This is a genomic window from Allostigmatella hybrida (assembly GCF_020103775.1).
In the GTDB taxonomy this organism is placed as follows: Bacteria; Myxococcota; Myxococcia; order Myxococcales; family Myxococcaceae; genus Hyalangium; species Hyalangium aurantiaca.
On the sequence record NZ_JAHXBH010000003.1, the window covers coordinates 433835 to 455043 of the forward strand.

Below are 21209 nucleotides of genomic sequence, written 5' to 3' on the forward strand. Positions count from 1 at the left end.
GCGCCGCGCCATGGCTACCCACTTCGATCCCGGCGCCGCCGCCGGCGCTGACTCCGGCATCTTCGGTCTTCCCCACTCTCCCGAGGAGGCCCACGTCGTCCTCGTCCCCGTCCCCTTCGAGGCCACCACCAGCTACGGCGGGGGTACCTCGGAAGGGCCCGCCGCCGTGCTCCAGGCGAGCCGCCAGGTAGACCTCTTCGATGTGGAGACCGGCCGCCCCTACGAGCGCGGCATCGCCCTGCTCCCCGAGTCCGAGGAGCTGCGCGCCTGGAACACCCGCGCCAAGGAGCGCGCCCAGGTGGTCATCGAGGCCGGGGGCGTGAACCCCTCCCAGCCGGAGCTCCAGGCCGCCGCCGATGACGTCAATCAGCTCTGCGAGAAGATGAACGACACGGTCTACCGCACCACGAAGCACTGGCTCGAGCAGGGCAAGCGCGTGGGGGCCGTCGGCGGGGACCACTCCATCTCCTACGGCATCATCCAGGCCCACGCGGAGAAGTACCCGGGCATGGGCGTGCTCCACCTCGACGCGCACGCGGACCTGCGCAACGCCTACGAGGGCTTCACCTGGTCTCACGCCTCCATCATGTACAACGTGGTGAAGCGCATCCCGGGCGTGAAGTCGCTCGTCCAGGTCTCCGTCCGCGACATGAGCGAGGAGGAGAACCAGGTCATCCAGGACTCCCAGGGCCGCATCCGCTCCTACTTCGATGCCACGCTCCAGCAGCGGCGCTTCGATGGTGTGCCCTGGAACCGGCAGGTGGACGAGATCATCTCCCACCTGCCCGAGCACGTGTACCTCTCCTTCGACATCGACGGCCTGGATCCGGTGCTCTGCCCCCACACGGGCACGCCGGTGCCCGGCGGCCTGTCCTTCCCGGAGGCCATCGCCCTGCTCTCCGGCGTGGTCCGCTCGGGGCGCACCATCGTCGGGTTCGATCTCACCGAGGTGGCCCCGGATCCCGAGGGCGGCGAGTGGGACGGCAACGTGGGCGCGCGGCTGCTCTACAAGATGATCGGCTGGATGCTGAAGTCCCAGCGCGCCTGACTCAGTCCCTCGGCAAGAGCAGGCTGAAGGTGACCCCCTTGCCGGGGTGGGACTCGACGGACAGCGCGCCGCCATGCAGGCGCGCCAGCTCCGAGGCGATGTACAGCCCCAGCCCCTCGCCCTCCTGGCGCTCCGGGCCCTCGTCCCGCACCCGCACGGACGCCACGGTGCTGGACACGCTCAGCTCCACGCGGACCTCTCCCTGCCCCGCCCCCCGCTGGAGGGCGTTGGCCAGCAGCGCGTCGAACACCTGGTGGATGCGCTCGGGATCATAGCGCACCACCACGGGCTCCCCGGGCACGGTGAGGCGCAAGGACAGGTCCGGCCGCTCCGCCTGGCAGGCCTCCACCGCGAGCCGCAGGCACGGCGTCAGGTCCACCGGCACCCGCTGCAACATGACGTTGCCCGAGGCCAGGCGCGCCGCCTCCTGGACGTTCCGGCCGGCAAACTCCAGCGAGCGCAGCTGCGCGCCCAGCGTGATCAGCGCCTGCCGGTCCACCTGGAGCGCCCCGTTCAGCCGCTGAAGCTGCTCGCGCGCCACCGCCAGCGGGCCCTGGAGCGTCTGCGCCACCCAGTGGCTCAGCTGTTCCACGGGCAGGGCTTCCGCCCCCGCCGGTAGCGGCGGCACCTGGGCCAGGGACTGGCGGATGAGCGCCTCGAAGTCGTTGATCTCGAAGGGCTTGTGGAGAAACGCGGAGGCCTCGGGCGCCCCATGCGGCAGCACCCCGCTCAGCAGGATGACCGGCACGCTCTTGAGGACTTCATCCCCGCGCAGCCGCCGGCACAGCTCCAGCCCGCTCAGCCGGGGCATGACATGGTCCGTCACCACCAACTGGGGCCTGCGGATCTTCGCCAGCCCGAAGGCTTCCTCCCCGTCCCGGGCGCACAACACGTCATGGCCCAGGTCTTCCACTACGTGACTGAGGACTTCCAGCACCGCCGGCTCATCGTCCGCAACCAGGACGAGACTCATTCGACAACTCCTCGCTCCCCCAGCGCGGGCACCCGCAACCCGCTGCTCCGGACGATTTCTTGATTTATGCGAGCGTTGCGCTTCGCATCCAGGGGGGGGCCGGGAATGCTGGCGGGTTCTCGACAGTCCAGCCGTCGTTCGCAAGGCACGGCAGTGTGCACGGAGGTACGGAATGAGAGTCGTGGGTAAGGGGTGGTGGTTGATGGCCGCGCTGCTGGTGGCCTCGGGCGCCCAGGCCGACATGGGCCGCCGCCGGGATGCCATCGTCGAGGTGGTGCAGAAGGCCTCCCCCGCGGTCGTCTACATCGGCACCGAGCAGGAGGTGGAGTCGCGCTTCCGCGGGGGCCGGCGCTCCGTGCTGGAGGACTTCTTCAGCGGGCGCGAGGAGCGGCGGCGCATCCAGGGCCTGGGCACCGGCGTCATCGTCGATGCGGCGGGCATCATCATCACCAACGAGCACGTCATCCGCGGGGCCTCCGCCATCCACGTCGTCCTGGAGGATGGGCGGACGCTGGATGCCGAGGTGCTCGGCAGCGACGCGGGCAATGATCTCGCGGTGCTCAAGGTGACGGCGCGCGAGCCGCTGCCCACCGCGAAGCTGGGCACGAGCTCGGACCTGATGATCGGCGAGACGGTCATCGCCATCGGCAGCCCGTTCGGCCTGTCCAAGACGGTGACCGCCGGCGTGGTGTCCGCCACCGGCCGCACCTTCCGCGCCGAGGATGGGCGCGTCTACAACGACTTCGTCCAGACGGATGCGGCCATCAACCCGGGCAACTCCGGCGGGCCCCTGCTCAACGTGGACGCGGAGATCATCGGCATCAACACCGCCATCTTCGCCAGCGCCCAGGGCATCGGCTTCGCCATCCCCGCGGACAAGGTGCGGCGCATCGTCGAGGAGCTGACGCGCTTCGGAAAGGTGCGCCCCGCGTGGGTGGGAATCGAGGCCGTGGACTTGCCTCCCCAGCTGGCGGCCCAGCTCGGATGGGACCGGACCTATGGCGCGCTCGTGGCCGCCGTCGAGCCTGGCAGCCCAGCGGAGCAGGCAGGCGTGAAGCGGGGGGACGTGGTGGCCGAGATGGGTGGCTCCCGCATCGCGGACGCGGAGGATTTCGACACCCGCGTGCGGGGGTATCCGGCGCGCTCCAGCTTCGGGCTGACGCTGTTCCGCGAACGCGGCACGCGCAGCGTTCAGGTGACCCCCGTGGAGTTCCCCTCCCGCCTCGTGGAAACGCTTGCTTGGGAGCGGCTGGGACTGCGCATGAAAGAGGTGCGCGGCGTGCTCGCGATCGCGGCCCTGCGGCCGGGCTCCACGGCCCAAGAAATCGGCCTGGAACCGGGGGATGTCATCCTGCGAGTGAACAATCAGCCGGTCGCCAGCTTGGATGCTTTCAGGGAAGCGCTGCTCAGCGCGCGACGGGGCCGTAGCGTGTTGTTGCTCGTGCGCCGGGGAAGGTATGGCTATCACGTCACCCTCCCTTTCCAGGGCCAACGCCTTTAGCATGTGCCTCACATGAGTCAGGTTCGCTATCAATCTCTCGGGCCGTTGCTGTCAGGAGAAGGTTCCCGTGCCTTCCTGGGTCTCGCGCTCGAGGCAGGTGTTTCACCTCGCCCCGTGGTGCTCATCTGGGCGCCGCAAGACATCGCTCAGGATCCGGAGCTGACCGCGAAGCTCCGGCGGGAAACTCAGCGCGCGGTCGTCTTTGATCATCCGCACATCCTGCGGGTGCACGGCCTGGTGACGCTGGAGCAGGGGCTGGCGCGCATCACCGAGTACGCGGACGGTGAGACGCTGCGCCGGGTGATGGAAGTCACCCCGCGCGTGCCTCCCCCGCTGGCCGCGAGGCTGGTGGCAGACGCCGCCCTGGGCGTTCACTACGCGCACATGGCGGGCAATGACGATGGCTCGCCGCTCGTGCACGGCGACCTGCGCCCCGAGACGCTGATCATCTCGTTCCAGGGCATGTGCAAGGTGACGGGCTATGGGGCCCTCAGCGTCGCGCCGCGCGAGCGCGGGGGCCGCCGCGTCCGCAACCGGCGCAAGTACAGCGCCCCCGAGCAGCTCCTCGGTGGACGCGAGGCCGTCAACATCCAGACGGATGTCTTCCTGCTGGGCCTCACCCTCTACGAGTGCCTCACCGGCAAGGTGCCCTTCAAGGACGCGAAGGACGCGGACACGGCCACCCTCACCGAGGCCCTGCCGTCCCTGCCCCCGCCCATCCCGCGCGCGCTCGATGCCGTGGTGCAGAAGGCCACCGCCAAGCGCGCCCAGGAGCGCTATCCCTCCGCCCTCGCCCTGCGCGAGGCCATCGTGGAGGCGATGGGCGGTCTGCCCGAGACGGATGTCGTCGCGGCCTTCATGAACAAGCTCTTCCCCGCGCAGGATGAGGCGCGCGGCGCCCGGGCCAAGGTGCTCGAGCTGGGGATCGCGGATGTCGTCCGCCGCGAGGGACTCCCCGCGCCTGTGCCCGTCCCGGTGGCGGCGGCCGCGCCGAAAGCCGTGGCGCCCCCGCCCGCGGTGAAGGCTCCTGCCGCGGCCCCTGTTTCAGCGGCTCCAGTTCCTGCGCCTGCCCCTGCCCCGCAGGCGGTGACGCCGGCGCCTCCGGCCGTGGCCGCCGTGCCACCGGCTCCCGTGGCGCCGGTTGCGGCGAGTCCGCAGGCTCCCGCGAGTCCTCCCGCCAAGAAGTCCTCCCGGGGCGCTCGCATCTCGTTGGTGGTGGCCTCCCTGGCGCTGGCGTCCGCGGCGGCCGTCGTCGTCTCTCGGGATCAGCTTCCGCCCAACCTCCGCTCCTATTTGGACTCGCTGTCCGCCACGGATGCCTCGGAGCCTCCCCCGGAGGCTTCGGCGGATGCCCTCGGGCTCGCAGACGCCGGGACGCCCGATGGGGGCGTCGATGCCGGGGTGACGACCGTGCTGGAGCTGATCGTGGATCCCCGCGTGGAGGCCGGGCTCTCCGATGGTGGAACCCTGGGCCGGACGCCCCTGTCGGCGCCGCTCCCGCCGGGCCGCCATGTCATCTCCTTGAGCAGCGCGTCCCTGGGCATCCAGACGTCGCGCACCCTCACCGTGAACCCCACGGGCCGCACCACGCACCGCATCTACCTGAACAAGGGCTTCGTCACCGTGAAGGCGCCCCCGGGGGCCTTGGTGCAGGTGGATGGCCGGAAGATCGGCATTGCCCCCATCGAGGAGCTGGACCTGTACGAGGGCTTCCACCGGCTCCTCGTCACGGTGGACGGGGCGCGCTGGCAGAAGAACTTCCAGCTCACCCCCAGCCAGCGCCTCGTGTTCGATGTGGACTTCGAGGAGCCGCCTTCGGACACGGAAGCGGAGTAGCGCCGCCGCTTCTACGGGAGGGTCCGGGTGCGCTCCTCGACGGCGCCCTGGTACTCGATCCGGAACGTCACCGTGCCCGGCTGGGTATACGCGAAGGTGCCCTTGTCCTTGCGCACCCACTGCACCCCGGCCGTGTTGGAGACGATGGTCAGGGCCGCGTTCCAGGTCACCTCCGTCCCCCCCACGTAGACCTTGAGGATGTGATCGTTCAGCATGATGTCGAGCTGGGGCGCGGGCTGGGCCAGCGCCATCGCCTCCAGGTACTGGGTCAGCACCGGGCTCATCACGCCGTTCGTCGGGTTGAGCGAGAAGTGGTACTTCGCGATGCCGCCGAACCAGTTGCCTCCGCCCCAGAACGCGTACCCCGCCCAGATCTCCGGATGGGCGTGGATCTTCGTGAGCAGCGCCGTCAGCTCGGGCATGCACTGCGCGAAGGTGCCCGCGGCGAACTCGCCCAGGAACAGCTGCACGCCCTCGGCGGCGGCCCAGGCCACCACCTTGTCGATGCGGTTGTTCGAGCTCACGTCACAGGTGCCGTCGCCACCGTCCGAGCCCGAGTCCAGGTACTGGTGCACCTCGAAGGCGAAGTTGTTCAGCGGATCCTGGAAGTTCGCCATCGCGGCCGCGTTGCCGCTGCTCACCCACGAGTGCGCCCCCGTCCAGGCCGTGCCCGGCACCAGCATCTTGTTCTGGAAGCCCAGGCGGCGCAGCTCCGTCACCGTCGCCTGAACGAAGGTGAACCACTGCTGCGCGGTGTGGCTGTGCGGCTCGTTCTGCAGGCCAATCCACAGGTTCGGCTGGGTCTTGTACTTGCCGAGCAGCTTGTGGAGGAAGTCCGCGAACGCCACGGGCGTCGCCTCTCCCGTGCCCAGCAGCGTGCTCACCCGGTACCCGTAGTCGTGGATGTCCGGCACCACCACGAACCCCTTGGCCAGGGCGTAGTCGATGGACTTGTGGTACTCGGTGTACTCGTCCTTCAGCGGCCCCCCGACGGTGGCCTGGAGCCGCCGCCACTTTGCCGGCAGGCGGAACAGCTGAATGCCCTGCGCCGCGAAGTAGTCGATCTCCGACGTCTTCGGGTACGTGTAGTCCTTGTTCAGGATGCCCGGCATGGCGCTGCCGTTGAACTCCGCGCCCGCGATGTTGACGCCCGGCACCTGTGCCGCCACGGGGCTGGCCAGCCCCACGGTTAGCAGAAGGGTCACAAGCCGTCTCAGCATGACGCACTCCTGGAGAAGTTGGTTAAACAGGGAAATCCTCTCTACCAGCGATTCCTGTCTGTTCCAACCCCCGGAGCTTACGGGCGCACGCGTTTGCCGAACGGCGCCAGGGCGAGCATGGCGAGCTTCACGTGCTGAATGGCGAAGGGGATGCCGATGACCGTGACGGCCAGTCCCAGGGCCAGGCCCAGGTGGCTGAGGAAGATCCAGATCCCCGCCACGAGGATCCAGAAGACGTTCAGCACGCAGCCCACGGGGCTAGCCCCCGGCGCATCGGAGATGTCCTTGCCGAAGGGCAGCAGCCCAAGCCCCGCGAGCTTGAAGCACTGCACCCCGAAGGGAATCCCGATGATGGTGAGGCAGAGCAGCAGGCCGCCAATCAGGTACTCCAGCCAGATGATGAAGCCTCCGCCGAGCACGACCCAGAGGATGTTCAGGAGCAAGCGCATGGGGCGAGCTTAACGCGGACGCCCCCGCTTCACGCGCTCTTGCGGCGCCGGATCATCGCCTCGTACGAGCGGGCCACACTCTGGGCGAGGATGAGCAGCTCGCCCACGTCGGTGGGGGGCGTGAGCTGGTCCGGCCCGTTGTCCAGGTACAGCAGGTGGACGACCTTGCCGCGCACGAGCAGCGGCAAGATGACCGCCGTCTTCGGGTAGGTGGGGTCCGGGCGCTTGTCCGCCCCCAGGAGCCGGTAGAAGACGGCCATCGCGGCATCCCGGCGGACGGGGCCCACGTAGTGCGAGCGGGTGTCGCGCACCAGGCGGAAGGTGCTCTGCTCGCGCAGCGCGACGCCGATGCGGCGCACGGCTCCCTCCCGCACGCCCTTGCCCATGCCATGCCAGCCCGTCACCAGGCTGCCCTGGACGGACAGCAGCAGGCACCGCCGCCACTTTCCCATTGCGTAGCGCAGCACCGTGGTGGCCACGTCCTCGCGGTCGATGCTCTTGGCCAGCTGCGCCTGGGCCTCGGCGAACGAGAGCTTCGGGGGCGGCGCGGGGCGGGCGGCCGCTTCCTTCCGGGGTGCGGCCTTGCCGGGCACCGCGGGCAGGGCCTTCGCGATGGGCGGCAGGGGCACCCGGGCCCGGGGCGGGGCGGCCACGGGCGGCACCACCGGGGCCACGGGCGGCACCACGGGCGGTACCACCGGGGCCACCGGGGGGAGCGCCGCCACCTTCGCCGGGGGCGCGGCCACATCCGAGGGCACGGGGATGAAGGACAGCGTCGGCCGGTGCGCCGGGGCCGGCTGGGTGAGATCCGGAATGAACGGGAGCGGCTCGGGGGGCGCGGGGAACGGCCCGTCCGGGACCGGCGGAACGTATTGCGGCGCGGGAACGTCCGGGACCGGCGGCGAATCCGCGAACAGCTGGCCCGCGTCCAGGTCCGCGGGCAGCGTCCACATGGGGATGGTGGTCCGGGACGGCTCGGAGGCGGCCTCTTCCTCGGGAGGCACGTACTCCTCCGTGGGCTCGTAGACCTCCTCGCCGGTGAGGACCTCCTCCTCGGCGCTCGCCGCCGCGTAGGCGGGAGCAGGAGCCTCCAGCTCCGGCGCGGCCTCCTCGGCCGGAGCGGCTTCCAGCGCGGCCGGGGCAGGCTCGGGCTCGTGGGCGGGCTCGGCCTCCGCTTCGTAGGCCACCTCCTCCCCGGTGATGACCTCCTCTTCCTCCTCCAGGAGATCGTGGAGGTGATCCGACCGGGCACCGCCGGTGAGCGCCTGGGCGTAGACGGTCTGGAACTCCTCCTCGCTGATCAGCTCCGCGGCCTTGGTGGGCTTCACCGGCTCGCCCGACGCCTCCTGGAGCGTCTTCGAGGGGCGGACCGTGTTCATGTCGACGGCGCGCAGCGGCCGGAACGCCTTGCAGTACCGGCGCAGCGACTGGTTCATCCGGAACTCGGGGACGATCACCGGCACCACGCGCTTGCCCGTCTTGAAGGCCAGCGCATCGAGCATGGCGTAGTCCTGCGGGTTGATGACCGCCAGGCTCAGCCGCGTCGTGTCCACCCGCATCGGCAGGTAGTCGCGCTTGTCCGCGTCGTTGAGGTTCACCAGCTTGAGCGCCTGGGGGTCCGGCGCCAGCTCGCCGGAGGCATGCGCGCACCCGTGGAGCTGCCCCAGCATGCGCGCCAGGTCCTTCTCGGCGATCAGCCCCAGCTCCAGCAGGTTCGTCCCCAGGCGCCCGCCGTGGACGACCTGGGACTCCAACGCCTCCTCCAGCCCCTGGGGCGAGATGAGCTTCTCCTGAATGAGCAGTTCCCCAAGGCGCATGTCCCACCTTGATACCCGTGGGCCCTCGCCTTGTGCAAGGCGGCCTTCCCTGCCTGGTTGGGTTAGTCCTCTGGGTGATGGCTGAGCGCCACCCGGTTGCCCTCCGGGTCCCGGACGTAGAACGTCCACCGGGTCTCGTGCTCCAGCGCCACCCCCGCCCGGGTGAAGGACTCCACCGCCGCGGCCCGCCCCGCCTTGGGAATCCGGAACGCCAGCATCAAGAGCCCCGGGTGCTCGTGACGGAAGGGTAACGGCTCCGGGGTGCCGGGCACGGCCTCGATGGCCAGGAAGCAGCCCCCGGGCACCCCCACCCAGATGCTCCGCAGGGTGCCATCCGGGCGGTGGTGCCGGGTCAATTCGGGAAAGCCGAGCAGGTCCCGGTAGAAGGCGGTCACCCGCTCCACGTCCTTCGCCTGAATGGCCACATGGTGGAAGCCCTGAACGTCCATGACGCGGATGCTATGGTCTCGCCCCCCCATGGCGCGACTGCTCATCATCGAGGACAACCCCGAACTCGCCTCCCTGATGGTGGCCGCTGCCCAGAGCCGGGGCCACCACGCACAGGCGGTCCATACGGGCGAGGCGGCCCTCGCTCTGCTGCGCCCCCGGGCCTTCGACGCGGCCGTGGTGGACCTGCTGCTGCCCGACATCCGCGGCTCCGAGGTGCTCACCGCCCTGGTGCCCAACGACATCCCCGCCATCGCCATCAGCGGTGTGTTCAAGGGTGACCGCTTCGCCCAGGAGGCCGTCAACATCCACGGCGCCCGGGCCTTCTTCGAGAAGCCCTTCGAGCTGGATGCCCTGCTCGATGCCCTCGAACAGAAGTGTGGGCTGCCCTCCGTGGCGCTCCCCCCGCCCCCGCCCCCCGAGACCCAGGAGGACGAGGAGGCGGTGCTCGACCTGATGGACCTGCTGGTGCCCGAGGACGACGTGGAGGAGCTGCCCGCGCTGGCGGAGACGCCCCCGCCCCTGCCCTCCCGCCCCCGGGAAATCACCTCCCTGCCGCAGCCCGACGAGGCGATCGAGCCCAGCGCCTCCGCCCTGCCCGAGGCCCCGCCCGAGCCGGAGATCTTCCTACCGTTCGGCGAGCGCGAGAAGGTCTGGACCAAGCCCCCCCCGGCCGAGGCCGCGCCTGCCCCCCGCGTGCGCCGCCGGACCCTGCCCGACTGGTCGCTCGAGGGCGAAATCAAGGAAGCCACCGTTCCCCGGCTCCTCAACGCCTATTACGAGGCACGCCACAGCGGCGAGCTCAAGCTCAAGCAGGGCCAGGTCCTCAAGGTCATCTACTTCGAGGGAGGCCGCCCGGTGTACGCCGCCTCCAACCTGGCCCACGAGCGCTTCGGCCGCTTCAGCCTGCGCCGGGGCGTGGTGACGCCCGAGGGGCTCCAGGCCGTGGCGGCGCTCGCCAAGGAGAACGTGCGCACCGGCGAGGCCATGATTCGCCTGGGCTTCCTGGACGCCGAGCGCCACCGCCAGCTTGTCGAGGAGCAGGTGAAGGAGATTCTCTGGTCCACCTTCGGCTGGACGGAGGGCAACTACGGCTTCAGCCCCATGCGCCTGCAGCGCTCGGGGCGGGTGAAGCTGTCCATCTTCCCGGGGGACCTGCTGCTGGAGGGGGTGCTGAAGATGGAGACGCTGGTGACGCTGCGGCAGAAGATGGCCGCCCCGCGCCGGCTCTTCCCCACGGCCAATCCGCCCTATGCGCTGCACGAGCTGCGGCTGTCGGGCCCCCAGGCGATGCTGCTGGCGTACTCGGATGGCAGCAAGACGGTGGAGGACTTGCTCACGCTCACGGACCTGTCCGAGCGCGAGACGCTCGCCACGCTGCACGGCCTGGAGCTGATGGGGATTCTCGAAGAGCGGCGCGAAGAGCCCAGCCGGCGCCGCATCACCTTCGGGCTCTGAGCCCTGCCCGGAGGGCTCAGCCCTCCCGGCGGCGGCGGCGCAGGACGAGCACCCCGGCGGCCAGCCCCAGCGCGGCGAATCCGGGGCCCGTCCCCTCACAGCCAAAGCCCGAGGCCTCGGCGTCCTCTTCCGGAGTGAAGGAGACGGGAATGTCCCGCAGGGAGCTGCTCCCCGAGAACGCCATCTGCCCGAGCAGGTGGGGGCGGACCACGTAGGTGAGCGTCCGGGTAGCGCCGCCCTCCAGGGCCAGGCCGCTCACCGTCAGCGTGCCCTCCCCCCACACCGCCTCCACCGGCGCGCCATCGAGCCGGGCGCTCCCCTCCACGTAGTCGAGCCCCTCCAGCCGCTCCTCGTGCTGCACCTCGCTCACGCCGCAGGCGGTGGTGTTGCGCAATTCCACGGCCACGCCGAAGAGGCTCGTCTCGGAGCCGGAGCGGTGCTCGCTCACGCGGTGCACCGCCACGAAGGGGGCCGCGGCGATGGTCACCTTCTGGCGGCGCGTCTGGCCTCCCGGGGTGTCCGCCCGGACGTCCAGCTCCACCTCGCTGCCAATGAGCGCGCCGAACTCCCCTTCCTGGATGGACGCGCTGACTTCCTGCCCTCGGAGCACCGGCTGGCTGAGCGCGGGCCCGGACGCCTGCGACCAGAGGACCGCCGCCGCGGAGCAGGGGCCCTCAGGCAGGGGCTGCCGCAGGATGCCTTGCGCCCCCTGTCCACAGGAGGCGACGAGCTGCGACGCACCCAGGGACCCCAGATGAACCTCGAGCGGCGGCACCTGCACCAGCACGGGCTCCGCCGCCGTGGCCTCCTCCTCGCCCGGCGCCAGGCCGCCACCGGCTTCCCAGTCATAGACGTTCTTCGACAGGGTGCCCGTCACCCGGTAGAGGCCGCCCTCGCAGTTGTCCGTGAGGCCGAACTGCCACGTGCCGGGGACCTTGAAGGTCTGCTCCACCGTGGCCTCGTCCGACACGCGCGTCAGGCGGAGCTTCGCCTCCACCCCGCCGCGCGCCTCCAGGCAGTTGAGCCCCTCCACCTGCCCGCTTCCCTCCACGGTGGAGGGCGTGGCGCTGGGCGGCTCCAGGCCCAGCCGTCCGTTGCCCAAGGGCGTCCACTGGGGATCGATCTTCACCTCGCAGGTGGAGACCTCTCCATCGAGGCCCGAGCCATCCACGGCGCGGTTCATCGCGGAGAGCCGCAGCCGGGTGCCCACGCACGTCTCCGCGCGGAACTTGAGCTCTCCGGTGGTGACGGGCCACTGGGCGACGGGGGCGTTGTCCTCGTCGAGCACCTGGAGCCCCTCCGGGGGCAACGTGCCCTCCAGGATCGTCCAGCGCGTGGAGACCGACTCCTCCGCGCACTGACGCCTCTGGTCGGGCGCCACCGTCCCGGTCTCCAGCGGTTGAAAGGTGAAGAGCTTCTCTCCGGACGGAAACGCCGGCAGCGGCTTGCCCCAGGGCATCACCTGCACGAGGAACGGCGTCTTGTCAGAGGACAGCGCGCCGGCGTCCTTCACGCTCACCGTATAGAGGTAGCTCTTGCCCCAATTTTCGCACTGCCCGGACACCGGGTACTGGAAGGTGGCCCCCCGCCCCCCGTCCGTGACGAGCTCCGGAGCCCCGTCCGTCACGGCCGTCCACTCATACGTATCGAGCTCGCACGCCGGAGACGCAGGCGCCTTCACCTCGATGGTGACCGGCCTGGCAGGATCCGGCAGCACGCGGATCGCCGAGGTGTCCAGGTTCAGCTCGGGCGGCTTGGGCTTTTCCGTGTGGAGCACCTGGACCGTGATCGCCCGCCTCGTGGGGGTCGAGCCCGTGTCCTTGGCGATGAGGGTCACCGTGTACGAGGTGTCCTTGCAAACCACGCCCGTGGTGAGGTGAAGCAGCTTCGTGCCGGACGGGGTTCCCTCCGTGAGCCGCCACGTCAGGGCCTGGGCCACCGGGGTTGGAGAGATCTCCACATCCACCCGATCCAGATCATTGTCCGGGTCCTGCACCGAGAAGGAGACCGTCTGGGGCTGGACCGTCCTTTCGGGGATAAAGAGCTCCTCGTCCCCGATCAACACGATCGTCGGCGGCGCCGCCTGCGCCAGGGGCGCGCGCCCCAGCAGCCCGGCGAGGACCACGAGCCACTGAAGGAACCGGGTCCTAGTAAGCCACTTCCGCCCGTACATAGAACCGGTCCGCCTCATCCTGCGCCTCTCCAGACAACCCAAGACCCTTGAATCCCAGCACCGTGTAGCCTGCGGCGAACCGCAGCCCCGCGTCCACCTGGTACCCCAGCTCCCCGCGGACCGACGACAGCGACTCGCCGTCCCGGGCCGACGTGCGGCGTGCGACCTCCGCCCCCACTTCCAGACCTCCCACCACTCGCACGGAGGGCCGAAGTGTTCCAGTGCCCACCCACGCCGCCTCGTTGCCCAGGCGAGACCGGCCCAGGTGGAGCCCCGCCGCCACGGCGAACCGGTCCCCCACCCGCACCGCGGGCACCAGGGAGAGGACTTGAAGCACGCGCTCCCCGAACGCGGAGCGCACCCCGGGCACCTGCTCGCGGGTGAGGCTGTAGCGCGCCACGAGCAGCCAGGGGCCCGGCCGCCAGGCCACCCCCGAGGAGCCCTCCAACAGGCGCCCTTGCAGCCCATCGGCCCCGCCGGTGCGGGCGAAGTTCACGCGGCCCGACAGGGTCAGGTCCTCGCGCAGCAACGTCTCCGCCGCCAGGGCCACCAGCGTCTGCACCCGGTCCACCGCCACCTGGGGGCCCCGGATGGGAACGCCCCGCTCGTGGCGCAGCTCCGTCCGCCCCTCCAGCCGGAAGCGCTCGTGGACCCACTGCCCGAAGAGGCTCGCCGTGTCGCGCGTGAAAGAGGACGGCAGCTCGAACGGGTGGCGGATGCCCCGCTCGTAGCGCCCGCCCACCTGGAACCCGCCGAAGACGGCCTGCTGGAAGCCCACCGCCCGCGCCAGCCGCACCGTGTTGGCGTCATGCGCGCTGATGTCCTCCACGAAGACGCTCGTGCCGTCCTGCAGCTCCGTGCGGGCCCCCGTCACCGCCCGCCCCACGCCGAAGTCCGGCCCATCCACGTCCACCGAGTAGCCGCCGTAGTAGACGTCCGGCCCGCGGTGCATGGCCGCGTTCGCCCACACCTGGGGGCCCAGCTCCGGGCCCCAGCCGCCCCGGAGCCCCACGGTGGTGTCCGCATCGAGGGTGACGTCCACGCCCGCCGAGGCGAACGTGTCATCCAACTTCCCAGGCCCGTCGCCCCGCTGGACGAGCGCCTGCCGGTGCCCCGCCGAGAGCACCACCCGCTCGTGGACCCGGAACCGCCCCTGGAGCCCCACGGAGGTCCGGCCCCCTTCGAGCACGGGGCCATCCCCGGCCAGCTCGGGGGCGCGCAGCCAGCTGTCCCGAACCTCCACGCCCACGCCCCACGCGCCGCGCTCGTAGCCCACCCCGGCCCCGAGCGTGCGGGCGGCGATGCTGCCTGCCTCGAACGGCTCGCGCGGATCCGCCGAGCGGCGGTCATCCCCGAGCAGCGTGAAGCGCCAGGCCCCCACCGGCTGGGAGGCCCGCAGCGAGAGCTGCCGGAAGAGCGCGGTCTCCAGGTGCGCCCCATCCGAGAAGCCCTGGCTCCGCCACCGGAAGGCCGCATCCACCGAGCCGCCTCCCAGAGGCCCCGGGCCATGCACGCGCAGGCCGAGGGCCTCGCCCTCCTCCCCGCCGTTCAGCGACGGGCGCAGGTAGGACAGGCCGCCATCGTCCGAGACGCCAAACACGTTCGAGCCCACCGCCCAGCCGCTGCTGCTCGCCACCTCCGCCTGCAGCGCATAGGCGCCCAGGGTGCCCTGGGCCCGTCCCGAGAGCAGCTGGTAGGGCGCTCCCACGCGCCGCTCGCGGACCCCGCCCAGGGTCAGCCGCGCGCCGCGCCACTCCGCCCAGGCCTCGCCGCCCACCGCATCCCGCGCGCCGGCGAACTCGATGGCGGCATAGTCGGCCACGAGCACCGGCTCGGGCGCCGCCGTGAGCGCATCCGTGCCGAACCCGGACGCCCCGGCCATGAAGGACAGCGGCCGGGCCAGCAGGATGCGGCCCGAGAAGGCATCGAGCTCGTAGTCCCGTCCGCGCACCAGGTGCTTTTCCGCGAGCGGCAGGCCCGTGAGCCCGTCGCGGTACTCCACGCGCAGCAGCTCGGAGCCCTCCACGATGGCGGAGGCCCCCAGGAAGTAGAGGCTGCCGCCCGTGGCCCGCAGCTCCTCGTGCGCCGGCCGCGTGGCCACGCCCCGGACCGGATCGCTCATGCCCCCGGCGAACGCGTCCACGCCCACCCGGAGCGCGCCCGTCCCCGCCTTCAGCTCGGCGAAGGGGCCAAAGAGCGGATGGTGGTAGCGGCCAATCTCCCCTTCCGCCATCAGGGCCCGGTACGTGCCGAACCCGGCGCGCCCATGCGTGTCGTGCTGGATCTCCAGCCGCAGGCGCCCCTCCGGGGCATTGGGCGTCAGGCTGACCGAGTCGTCCGCCCACTCCTCGATGGAGAACTCCAGGTCCGGGCTGCGCTCCAGGCGCTCGGGCAACCGGGGCCGCAGCCAGCCCGAGGCCGTGTCCCCGCCATGCAGGGTCCGGAAGTCCGTGTCCCGCAGGTCCACCTCGCCGAGGAGCTGGAAGGCCCCCAGCCGCGCCTCGGCATGGGCCGCGCCGCGCCCCAGGAGCTGGAAACGCCCATCTCCAGGCGAATAGCTGCCCTCCAGATCCAGCAACCCCACGATGAAGGGGCGCGCCGTGGCCACCAGTTCCACCGTGTACTTCCCGGGGGCTTCGCCCGGCCGCTCCAGTTCCACGTCCACCGCGTTGGGCCCCGGCACGAGCGTGACGGGCACCTCCACGCTGCCCTGGGCGCCCACGCCCCACTCCCCGCCCCGCAGGCGGACCCGGGTTCCCTCCACCGCTTCCACGTGCAGCGAGACGGTACCGCTGGGCACCGGCTCGCCCCGGCCCGCGGGCAGCCGCACCTGGCCCAGCGGCTCCAGGGCCCGGGGGGCGATGAGCCAGCGGCCCTCGCCCTGCTTCACCACGTCGGCCCGCTGGCGGGACAGGCGCACCGAGCCGCCGGGGGACACGGCGACGATGTCCAGGACGTTCGCTCCGGGCCGCAGCGCCACCTCCGCGCGGTAGAGCCCCGAGGCATCCACCTGGGCCGGGCGGCCCGAGACCCGGACCTCATCGCCCGGGGCGGCCTGTCCGGCAACGGTGAAGGAGACGCCCCCCTCGCGCACCTCGGCCTGGGGAGGCGCCTGCGGGTGCGAGAGCGCCAGCGCACCCAGCGACTCCTGGCTCTGGCGGACCGCGAAGTCCTGAAGCACGGCCGCGCCCCAGGGCACCTCCACGGTGACGGCCTCGGGGCTCACGCGGCCCCCGGCGGGAACCGTCCGCAGATCCACCTTCAGGCGGTGCCGGCCCGGGCGCAGGTGAATGCCACCCACGGCTTCCGGGCTCCGGGCATCCACCCCCGTGACGTGGTAGCGCCCGTGAGTGTCCGTGCGCACCTCGCGCCCCGTGGCGAGCACCAGCCGGACGCCCGCGACCCCGGGCTCCCCGTCACCGCAGCGCCCGTCCCCGTCCCGGTCCTCGCACACCCGGCCCGCGAGGGAGGACGCGAGCGTCACCGGATCCGCCACGGGCACCTGGCCCCAGCTCACCCCGGGCACCAGCGCCACGCCCAGCGCCCAGGCCTTCCAGGCCCTCACGGCTTCACCTCGGCCAGGGCCGTCACGCCCGTGGCCACGTCCGCCACCGAGACGCTCACCGGCGTGCCCTGGGCGCCCGCCAGGGTGAACCGCGTGCGCCCCTCCCGCACCTCCGTGGCCGCCGCGTGTCCCGAGGACAGCGCCACGTGCACGGCCCGGCCTGGAAGCACCTGGCCCTTCAGGTCCTCGACCCAGTACGTCACCCGGGCCCCTTCCACCTGGAGCTGCACGAGCACGGGGATGGCGGGCTGGACGAGCACCTGCCGCACCACCGGCGCGGGGATGAGCGGCGGATCCTCCGGGTACACGGGCCCGCCCTGCGCGAGCACGTGGATCGTCTTGTGGAGGCCCGGCCAGACCCCATGCACCACTTCGAGCTTCCCGGTGCTCACCGCCCCCACGCTCACCGTCCCATCCTCGCCCGTGAGCCACTCCTGTCCGCCGACACGCAGCGGCTGCTGGGGAATGGGCAGCCCGGCCAGATCCGAGACGCCCAACTGGAGCGCCCCACCCGACATCCAGGCGGAGATGCGCGCCGGCTCGGACCCGGGCGGCCCCAGCGCGCGCGCCGTCACGGTCACCTCGCCCAGGGGCCCCTCCGGGGGCAGCGTCCAGGTGGCCTGGAACTTCCCCGGCGCCTCCTCGCGCGGCGAGGACATCGTGCCCAGGGGCGCGCCGAGCAGCACCTGCGCCCCGGGCCGCGGCTGGCCGGAGCCATCCGCCACCGCCAGCGCGACCGGCACCTCGGCGCCCAGGAAGACCTGCGGGACGCCCAGCGCCAGGGCGAGCCGCTCGGCGGGGCCCTGCACGAGCTGCAGCGTCATCTCCTCCTGGGAGTTCACGCCCCCGCGGGACCAGGCGGCCAGGATGCGCTCGGGCTCGGAGGGCCTGTGCCGGGGGGCGGTGTACAGCCACTCGAGCAACCCGCCCTCGGCGCGCCGGGGGCCGTCGAGCGTGCCGTAGCGCGCCTTCGCGGTGGCGCGCGCATCCGGGGCCGGCTGGCCCATCGGATCGCTCGCCGCGCACAGGATCCGCGCCCGCGCGCTTCCATCCGCGGGCAACCGCTGCGGGTTGAGCACGCAGGCCAGGCCGTCCGTCTGCGGCAGCCCGAGATCAATCGCCCGGCGCTGGACGTTGCCCGCCGGGTCCACGATCAACCCCTGGCCCATGCGGTGCCCCGGAGGCACCACCACGGGCACCCGGAAGCTCCCGTCGCGCGCCGCCTGCACCGGGCCGTACTTCACCCCCGCGATGACGATGGAGATGTTCGCCTCGGGCTCGGTCTCGCCCGGCAGATTCACCGCGGCGGCCAGGGGCACCACCACCCGGCCGAAGGCCCCGTGAATGGACTGCGGGTGCGGCCACGAGGAGAGCGCCACCAGGATGGCCACCTCCGGGTAGTTCGTCTTCGGCAGCAGGTAGCGGGCCCGGTAGGTGCCAGGGCCGCTCCGGGACAGCTCCTCCACCCGGCCGACGCTGGTCCGCACGACCGGAGGGGCTCCTGAATCCTCGGGGGAGCCGTCCGGCCGGAGCATCCGCACCGTGAGGGTCGCCTCGGTGTCCCGCCCCTTCACGGGCGCGGCCGGCTCCAGGGCCAGCTCCACCCGGGAGGCGGGCGGACCAATGACGTACTGGGCCTGGGCGTGCAGTGGCCCGGCGCGGGCCCGCAGCGCCACGCTCCGGGCGCCGGGCCTGGGCAGGATGCGGTAGGAGCGCAAGGGCGCAGGCGCCGGCTCCGGACGCACCTCGGCCTCCTCGGCCACCAGCGTGGGCGAAGACAGGGCGCCTGGGATCCCCGCGGCATCGCGGAGCACGAGTGCCACGGAGAAACCCTCCGGGGGCACGGCCTCGGAGGGCCCGAGAATGTCGAGCGTCTCCGCCAGCGCTGCGGGACCAAGCAACAGGAGCAGGACAGGAACGAGCCGGTTCAGAGCCTTGGACTCTACAAGCTCTCAACGGCTCCCCGAAATCCTATCGTGCAGGGGGGGCGGATCTCCTCCGGCGCGCGCGCACCGGCACGCGCCAGAGCCCCGCGAGCCCCACCAGCCCCAGCCACACGGCCAGTGCCATGGGCCCGCCTCCGCCCTGGCTGCAGCCGCCGTGGGCAACCTGGGGCGTCTCGCTCAGGACGTCCCTCCCCACGGGTTCGGCCATTCCCCACACCTGAGGCGCGACGGTCTTTCCCGGCAGGATCTCCTCCCCCGGGACGGGCTGCTGACAGAGTGAGCCGCCGTTCGAATCATCATAGAGGCGCATGCGGAAGGCGCCTCCCGAGGGCCCATCGATGAGGGCCTCCAACTGCACGCGGCCATCGAACGCCACCTGCTTGGCCAGGAGCTGGGGCTCCTTCTGGAACGCGGAGGGATCCAGCACGGCGGTGCCGTTGATCTTCACCCAGCCCAGGGAGGTGGCCGTCCCCTCATGGCCATTGTCCACGCACAGCAGGCCCTGGCCGGAGGCGGGAAACAGCGCCTGGAACCGCTGGGGGGCGCCGCTGAAGCGCCGCAGCGTCACGGAGGACAGCAACGGCCGCCCCCCGGGGTCCGCGCATGCCGCCTCGAGCCCCGGACAGCCCGAGGGGATGTCCCGCCCTCCTCCCGCAGGCTGTTGGAAGGTCAGCGCCCGCACATCGAACCCGTTCTCCTGCGTGGTCCACAGCACATGGACCTGGCCGCGCGCGTCCATGCCGATGTCGTTGAGGGACTCGCCGCGGAAGGTGTTCGTGAGGGCGTAGAGCGTGTGCGTCCTCAGATCGAAGAGCATGATCTCCGGGTTGGGGAACGGCGCCGCCGGATCCCTCCACTCGAAGGCGAGCAGCGAGCCGCTGAGCACGGGGCGGGAGTCCAGGCCGGGCAGCGCCAGGCGGTACTCCAGCCCCCCTCCGACGGCCTGCCAGTAGATGTCCTGGGTGGGTATCCCCTGCTCGATGCGCCGGCTCGTGTAGACCACCACCTCGCCATTGGTCTGCGGCTGAGACTCGTCCCCCTGCGGGCCCGTCAACGCCCGCGTCGTGAACCCCACCTCCCCCGCCACCGCCTCCCAGATGTCGCAGTCGAACGGCTGGGCACACTTCGTCCAGACGATGACCCGCCCATCGGGGCTCACCATGGGGGTGCGGTCCGGCAGATCATCGTCCGTCAGGCGCGTGAGCACACCGCTCTCCAGATCCACGGTGGCGATCTCCGGCTGCAAGGTCTGCGGCGCGTAGGAGTAGTCCTGCCACGCCACGGTGCGCTGGCCGATCACCGCCCCCCGCCGGCGGGCAGAGGGCCGTGGGGCGAGCTCCACCGGAGGCCCCCGCTGCTTCAAGTCGTAGAAGAAGACGGAGCTGGCCGACGTCACCCGCGTGAAGACCACCCCGTCACCGCTCACGTCGGCGACCACGTCAAAGCCGCTGCTGTCCGGGATGACCCCTTGCTCGCCCGTGGACAGCTCGTGCCAGCGAATCTCACTGACGCCCTGCATCCAGTGCGTGTACACGGCCCACGAGCCGCTCACGTGCGCCTCGAACTGGTGGCCCGGACCGGCATTCACCGCCCGGCGGGTGCCCACCAGGGGCGCCCCCACGCCTTCGGCCTGCGCACCTCCCGCCAGAACGCCCAGGAAAACGAGAAAGAGTCGCAACATGGAAAACCTCTACAACGAGGTATCCATTACAACCTAAGCGTTTCTTTCTCTTGGAGCAACGCTTTATGGACTCTGGGTCTGTGCGGGGGCCTCCGAGGGTGAGGGATTGCCCCAGGGGAGATCCACCTTGAGCTTTTTGGGAGGCCGGGTGTCCTTGTTGAACGTCTTCTGGGCCTCTTGGTGGGTCCCCCCCACGGAGTAGGCGCGCAGCCGCACGAGGTTCTCGCCCTCCTTGAGTTCCACGCTGCGCTCGAACTTCCCATCCGGGCCGGGGGAGAAGTGCTGGCCTGCCAGCTCCAACCGGCTGCCGGGCTCGGCCTCCCCAGCCACCGTGACGCGGCGCTGGTTGCGGCGGTTGTCGGGCCAGGAAATCTTGCGCAGCAGGCTGGTGGGGACCGGCGCGGGCTCCGAGGGCCCCCCGCTGGTGGGCGTCACGATGGACTGCTGGCCCGCCCGGACGATGACCACCTTGCCGTTGCCCCGGAACTCCACGTTGCCCTCGCGGGCCCCCACCGCCACGGTGCCCGCCCCGTCATTGCTCATGGTGAAGGTGCTGGCCTCCTCGGCGCGCGCCAGCGCGTCGCTGTGGGCCGCCTTCACCTCGAAGGTGTGACGCTTGCCCGGGCGGATGACGGTCGTCGCCATACCGGTCTCGAGCAGGATGCGCGACAGCTCGTCCGTCAGGGACTCCACGGACACCTCGGTGCCGGCGCTCATGAGCACCTCCACCGCCTCGTCGCCGATGATGACCGCCGAGGACGCATCCTTGGTGCGCACCGCGTCCGTGGGATTGAGCGGCGCCCCGCGCTGGGCCGCTTCCCAGGGGCCCCCGCCCCGGCGCACCTCCACCGTGCCCTCGATCGTCTTGAGCGACAGCTGCACGGCCTTGCGTGGCGCGGGCGCCTCCACGGGGGGCGCGGGGGGCGGAGCCTTCACCACCACCGGGGGCGGTGGAGGGGGCTCCCTCAGGAAGACGAAGTACCCGAGCGGCAGGGCCGCCAGGATCAGCGCGAGCCCGATGAGGAAGGGCGCCTGGCGCCTGGGTGTCTGGGATCCAGCCATTGCGGACCGCAGGGTAACTCACGCGGCCGTGAG

Annotated in this window: 14 protein-coding genes; 4 read left to right on the forward strand and 10 right to left on the reverse strand. The window is 71.6% G+C overall.

What is annotated here, in order from left to right; genetic code table 11:
* Nucleotides 1-10 precede the first annotated feature (10 nt).
* On the forward strand, nucleotides 11-1048 hold the full coding sequence (locus KY661_RS08780) for an agmatinase family protein (RefSeq protein WP_225409766.1): 1038 nt from the start codon (nucleotides 11-13) through the stop codon (nucleotides 1046-1048).
* 1 nt (nucleotide 1049) lies between these two features.
* Here the strand turns inward: KY661_RS08780 and KY661_RS08785 are convergent, their stop codons facing one another.
* Complete coding sequence (locus KY661_RS08785; protein WP_225409767.1) at nucleotides 1050-2021, reverse strand: ATP-binding response regulator; 972 nt, start codon at nucleotides 2019-2021, stop codon at nucleotides 1050-1052.
* 172 nt (nucleotides 2022-2193) lie between these two features.
* Here KY661_RS08785 and KY661_RS08790 point away from each other — a divergent pair, with 172 nt between their 5' ends.
* The gene (locus KY661_RS08790; protein ID WP_225409768.1) at nucleotides 2194-3522 is read left to right on the forward strand and encodes a trypsin-like peptidase domain-containing protein; all 1329 of its coding nucleotides are present in this window, start codon (nucleotides 2194-2196) and stop codon (nucleotides 3520-3522) included.
* 114 nt (nucleotides 3523-3636) lie between these two features.
* Complete coding sequence (locus KY661_RS08795; RefSeq protein ID WP_317987235.1) at nucleotides 3637-5358, forward strand: serine/threonine-protein kinase; 1722 nt, start codon at nucleotides 3637-3639, stop codon at nucleotides 5356-5358.
* A gap of 11 nt (nucleotides 5359-5369) precedes the next feature.
* Here KY661_RS08795 and KY661_RS08800 read toward each other — a convergent pair whose 3' ends face one another.
* From KY661_RS08800 to KY661_RS08815, 4 genes are all read right to left on the reverse strand, one after another.
* Complete coding sequence (locus KY661_RS08800; protein WP_225409770.1) at nucleotides 5370-6578, reverse strand: glycoside hydrolase family 5 protein; 1209 nt, start codon at nucleotides 6576-6578, stop codon at nucleotides 5370-5372.
* A 77-nt stretch (nucleotides 6579-6655) separates the two neighbouring features.
* Nucleotides 6656-7027, reverse strand: coding sequence for a YccF domain-containing protein (locus tag KY661_RS08805; RefSeq protein ID WP_225409771.1), 372 nt, complete (start codon nucleotides 7025-7027; stop codon nucleotides 6656-6658).
* 29 nt (nucleotides 7028-7056) lie between these two features.
* Nucleotides 7057-8844 (reverse strand): GspE/PulE/PilB domain-containing protein, encoded by a 1788-nt coding sequence (locus KY661_RS08810; protein WP_225409772.1) that lies wholly within the window; start codon nucleotides 8842-8844, stop codon nucleotides 7057-7059.
* A 62-nt stretch (nucleotides 8845-8906) separates the two neighbouring features.
* Nucleotides 8907-9293: a VOC family protein gene (locus KY661_RS08815; RefSeq protein WP_225409773.1), complete on the reverse strand. Its 387-nt coding sequence runs from the start codon at nucleotides 9291-9293 to the stop codon at nucleotides 8907-8909.
* A 28-nt stretch (nucleotides 9294-9321) separates the two neighbouring features.
* Here KY661_RS08815 and KY661_RS08820 point away from each other — a divergent pair, with 28 nt between their 5' ends.
* Nucleotides 9322-10749, forward strand: a complete 1428-nt coding sequence (locus KY661_RS08820; RefSeq protein WP_225409774.1) for a response regulator — start codon at nucleotides 9322-9324, stop codon at nucleotides 10747-10749.
* A 16-nt stretch (nucleotides 10750-10765) separates the two neighbouring features.
* On the opposite strand, the gene KY661_RS08825 is transcribed toward KY661_RS08820, so the two are convergent.
* The 5 genes from KY661_RS08825 to KY661_RS08845 form a co-directional block, all read right to left on the reverse strand.
* The gene (locus KY661_RS08825; protein WP_225409775.1) at nucleotides 10766-12922 is read right to left on the reverse strand and encodes a hypothetical protein; all 2157 of its coding nucleotides are present in this window, start codon (nucleotides 12920-12922) and stop codon (nucleotides 10766-10768) included.
* Complete coding sequence (locus KY661_RS08830) at nucleotides 12897-16487, reverse strand: flagellar motor protein (RefSeq protein ID WP_225409776.1); 3591 nt, start codon at nucleotides 16485-16487, stop codon at nucleotides 12897-12899. Before KY661_RS08830 ends, KY661_RS08825 begins: the two co-directional genes overlap by 26 nt.
* Complete coding sequence (locus tag KY661_RS08835) at nucleotides 16484-18310, reverse strand: hypothetical protein (RefSeq protein WP_225409777.1); 1827 nt, start codon at nucleotides 18308-18310, stop codon at nucleotides 16484-16486. Before KY661_RS08835 ends, KY661_RS08830 begins: the two co-directional genes overlap by 4 nt.
* Before the next feature lie 148 nt (nucleotides 18311-18458).
* The gene (locus KY661_RS08840) at nucleotides 18459-20114 is read right to left on the reverse strand and encodes a TolB family protein (protein ID WP_225409778.1); all 1656 of its coding nucleotides are present in this window, start codon (nucleotides 20112-20114) and stop codon (nucleotides 18459-18461) included.
* A gap of 63 nt (nucleotides 20115-20177) precedes the next feature.
* Nucleotides 20178-21176: a FecR domain-containing protein gene (locus tag KY661_RS08845; RefSeq protein ID WP_225409779.1), complete on the reverse strand. Its 999-nt coding sequence runs from the start codon at nucleotides 21174-21176 to the stop codon at nucleotides 20178-20180.
* Nucleotides 21177-21209: the final 33 nt, after the last annotated feature.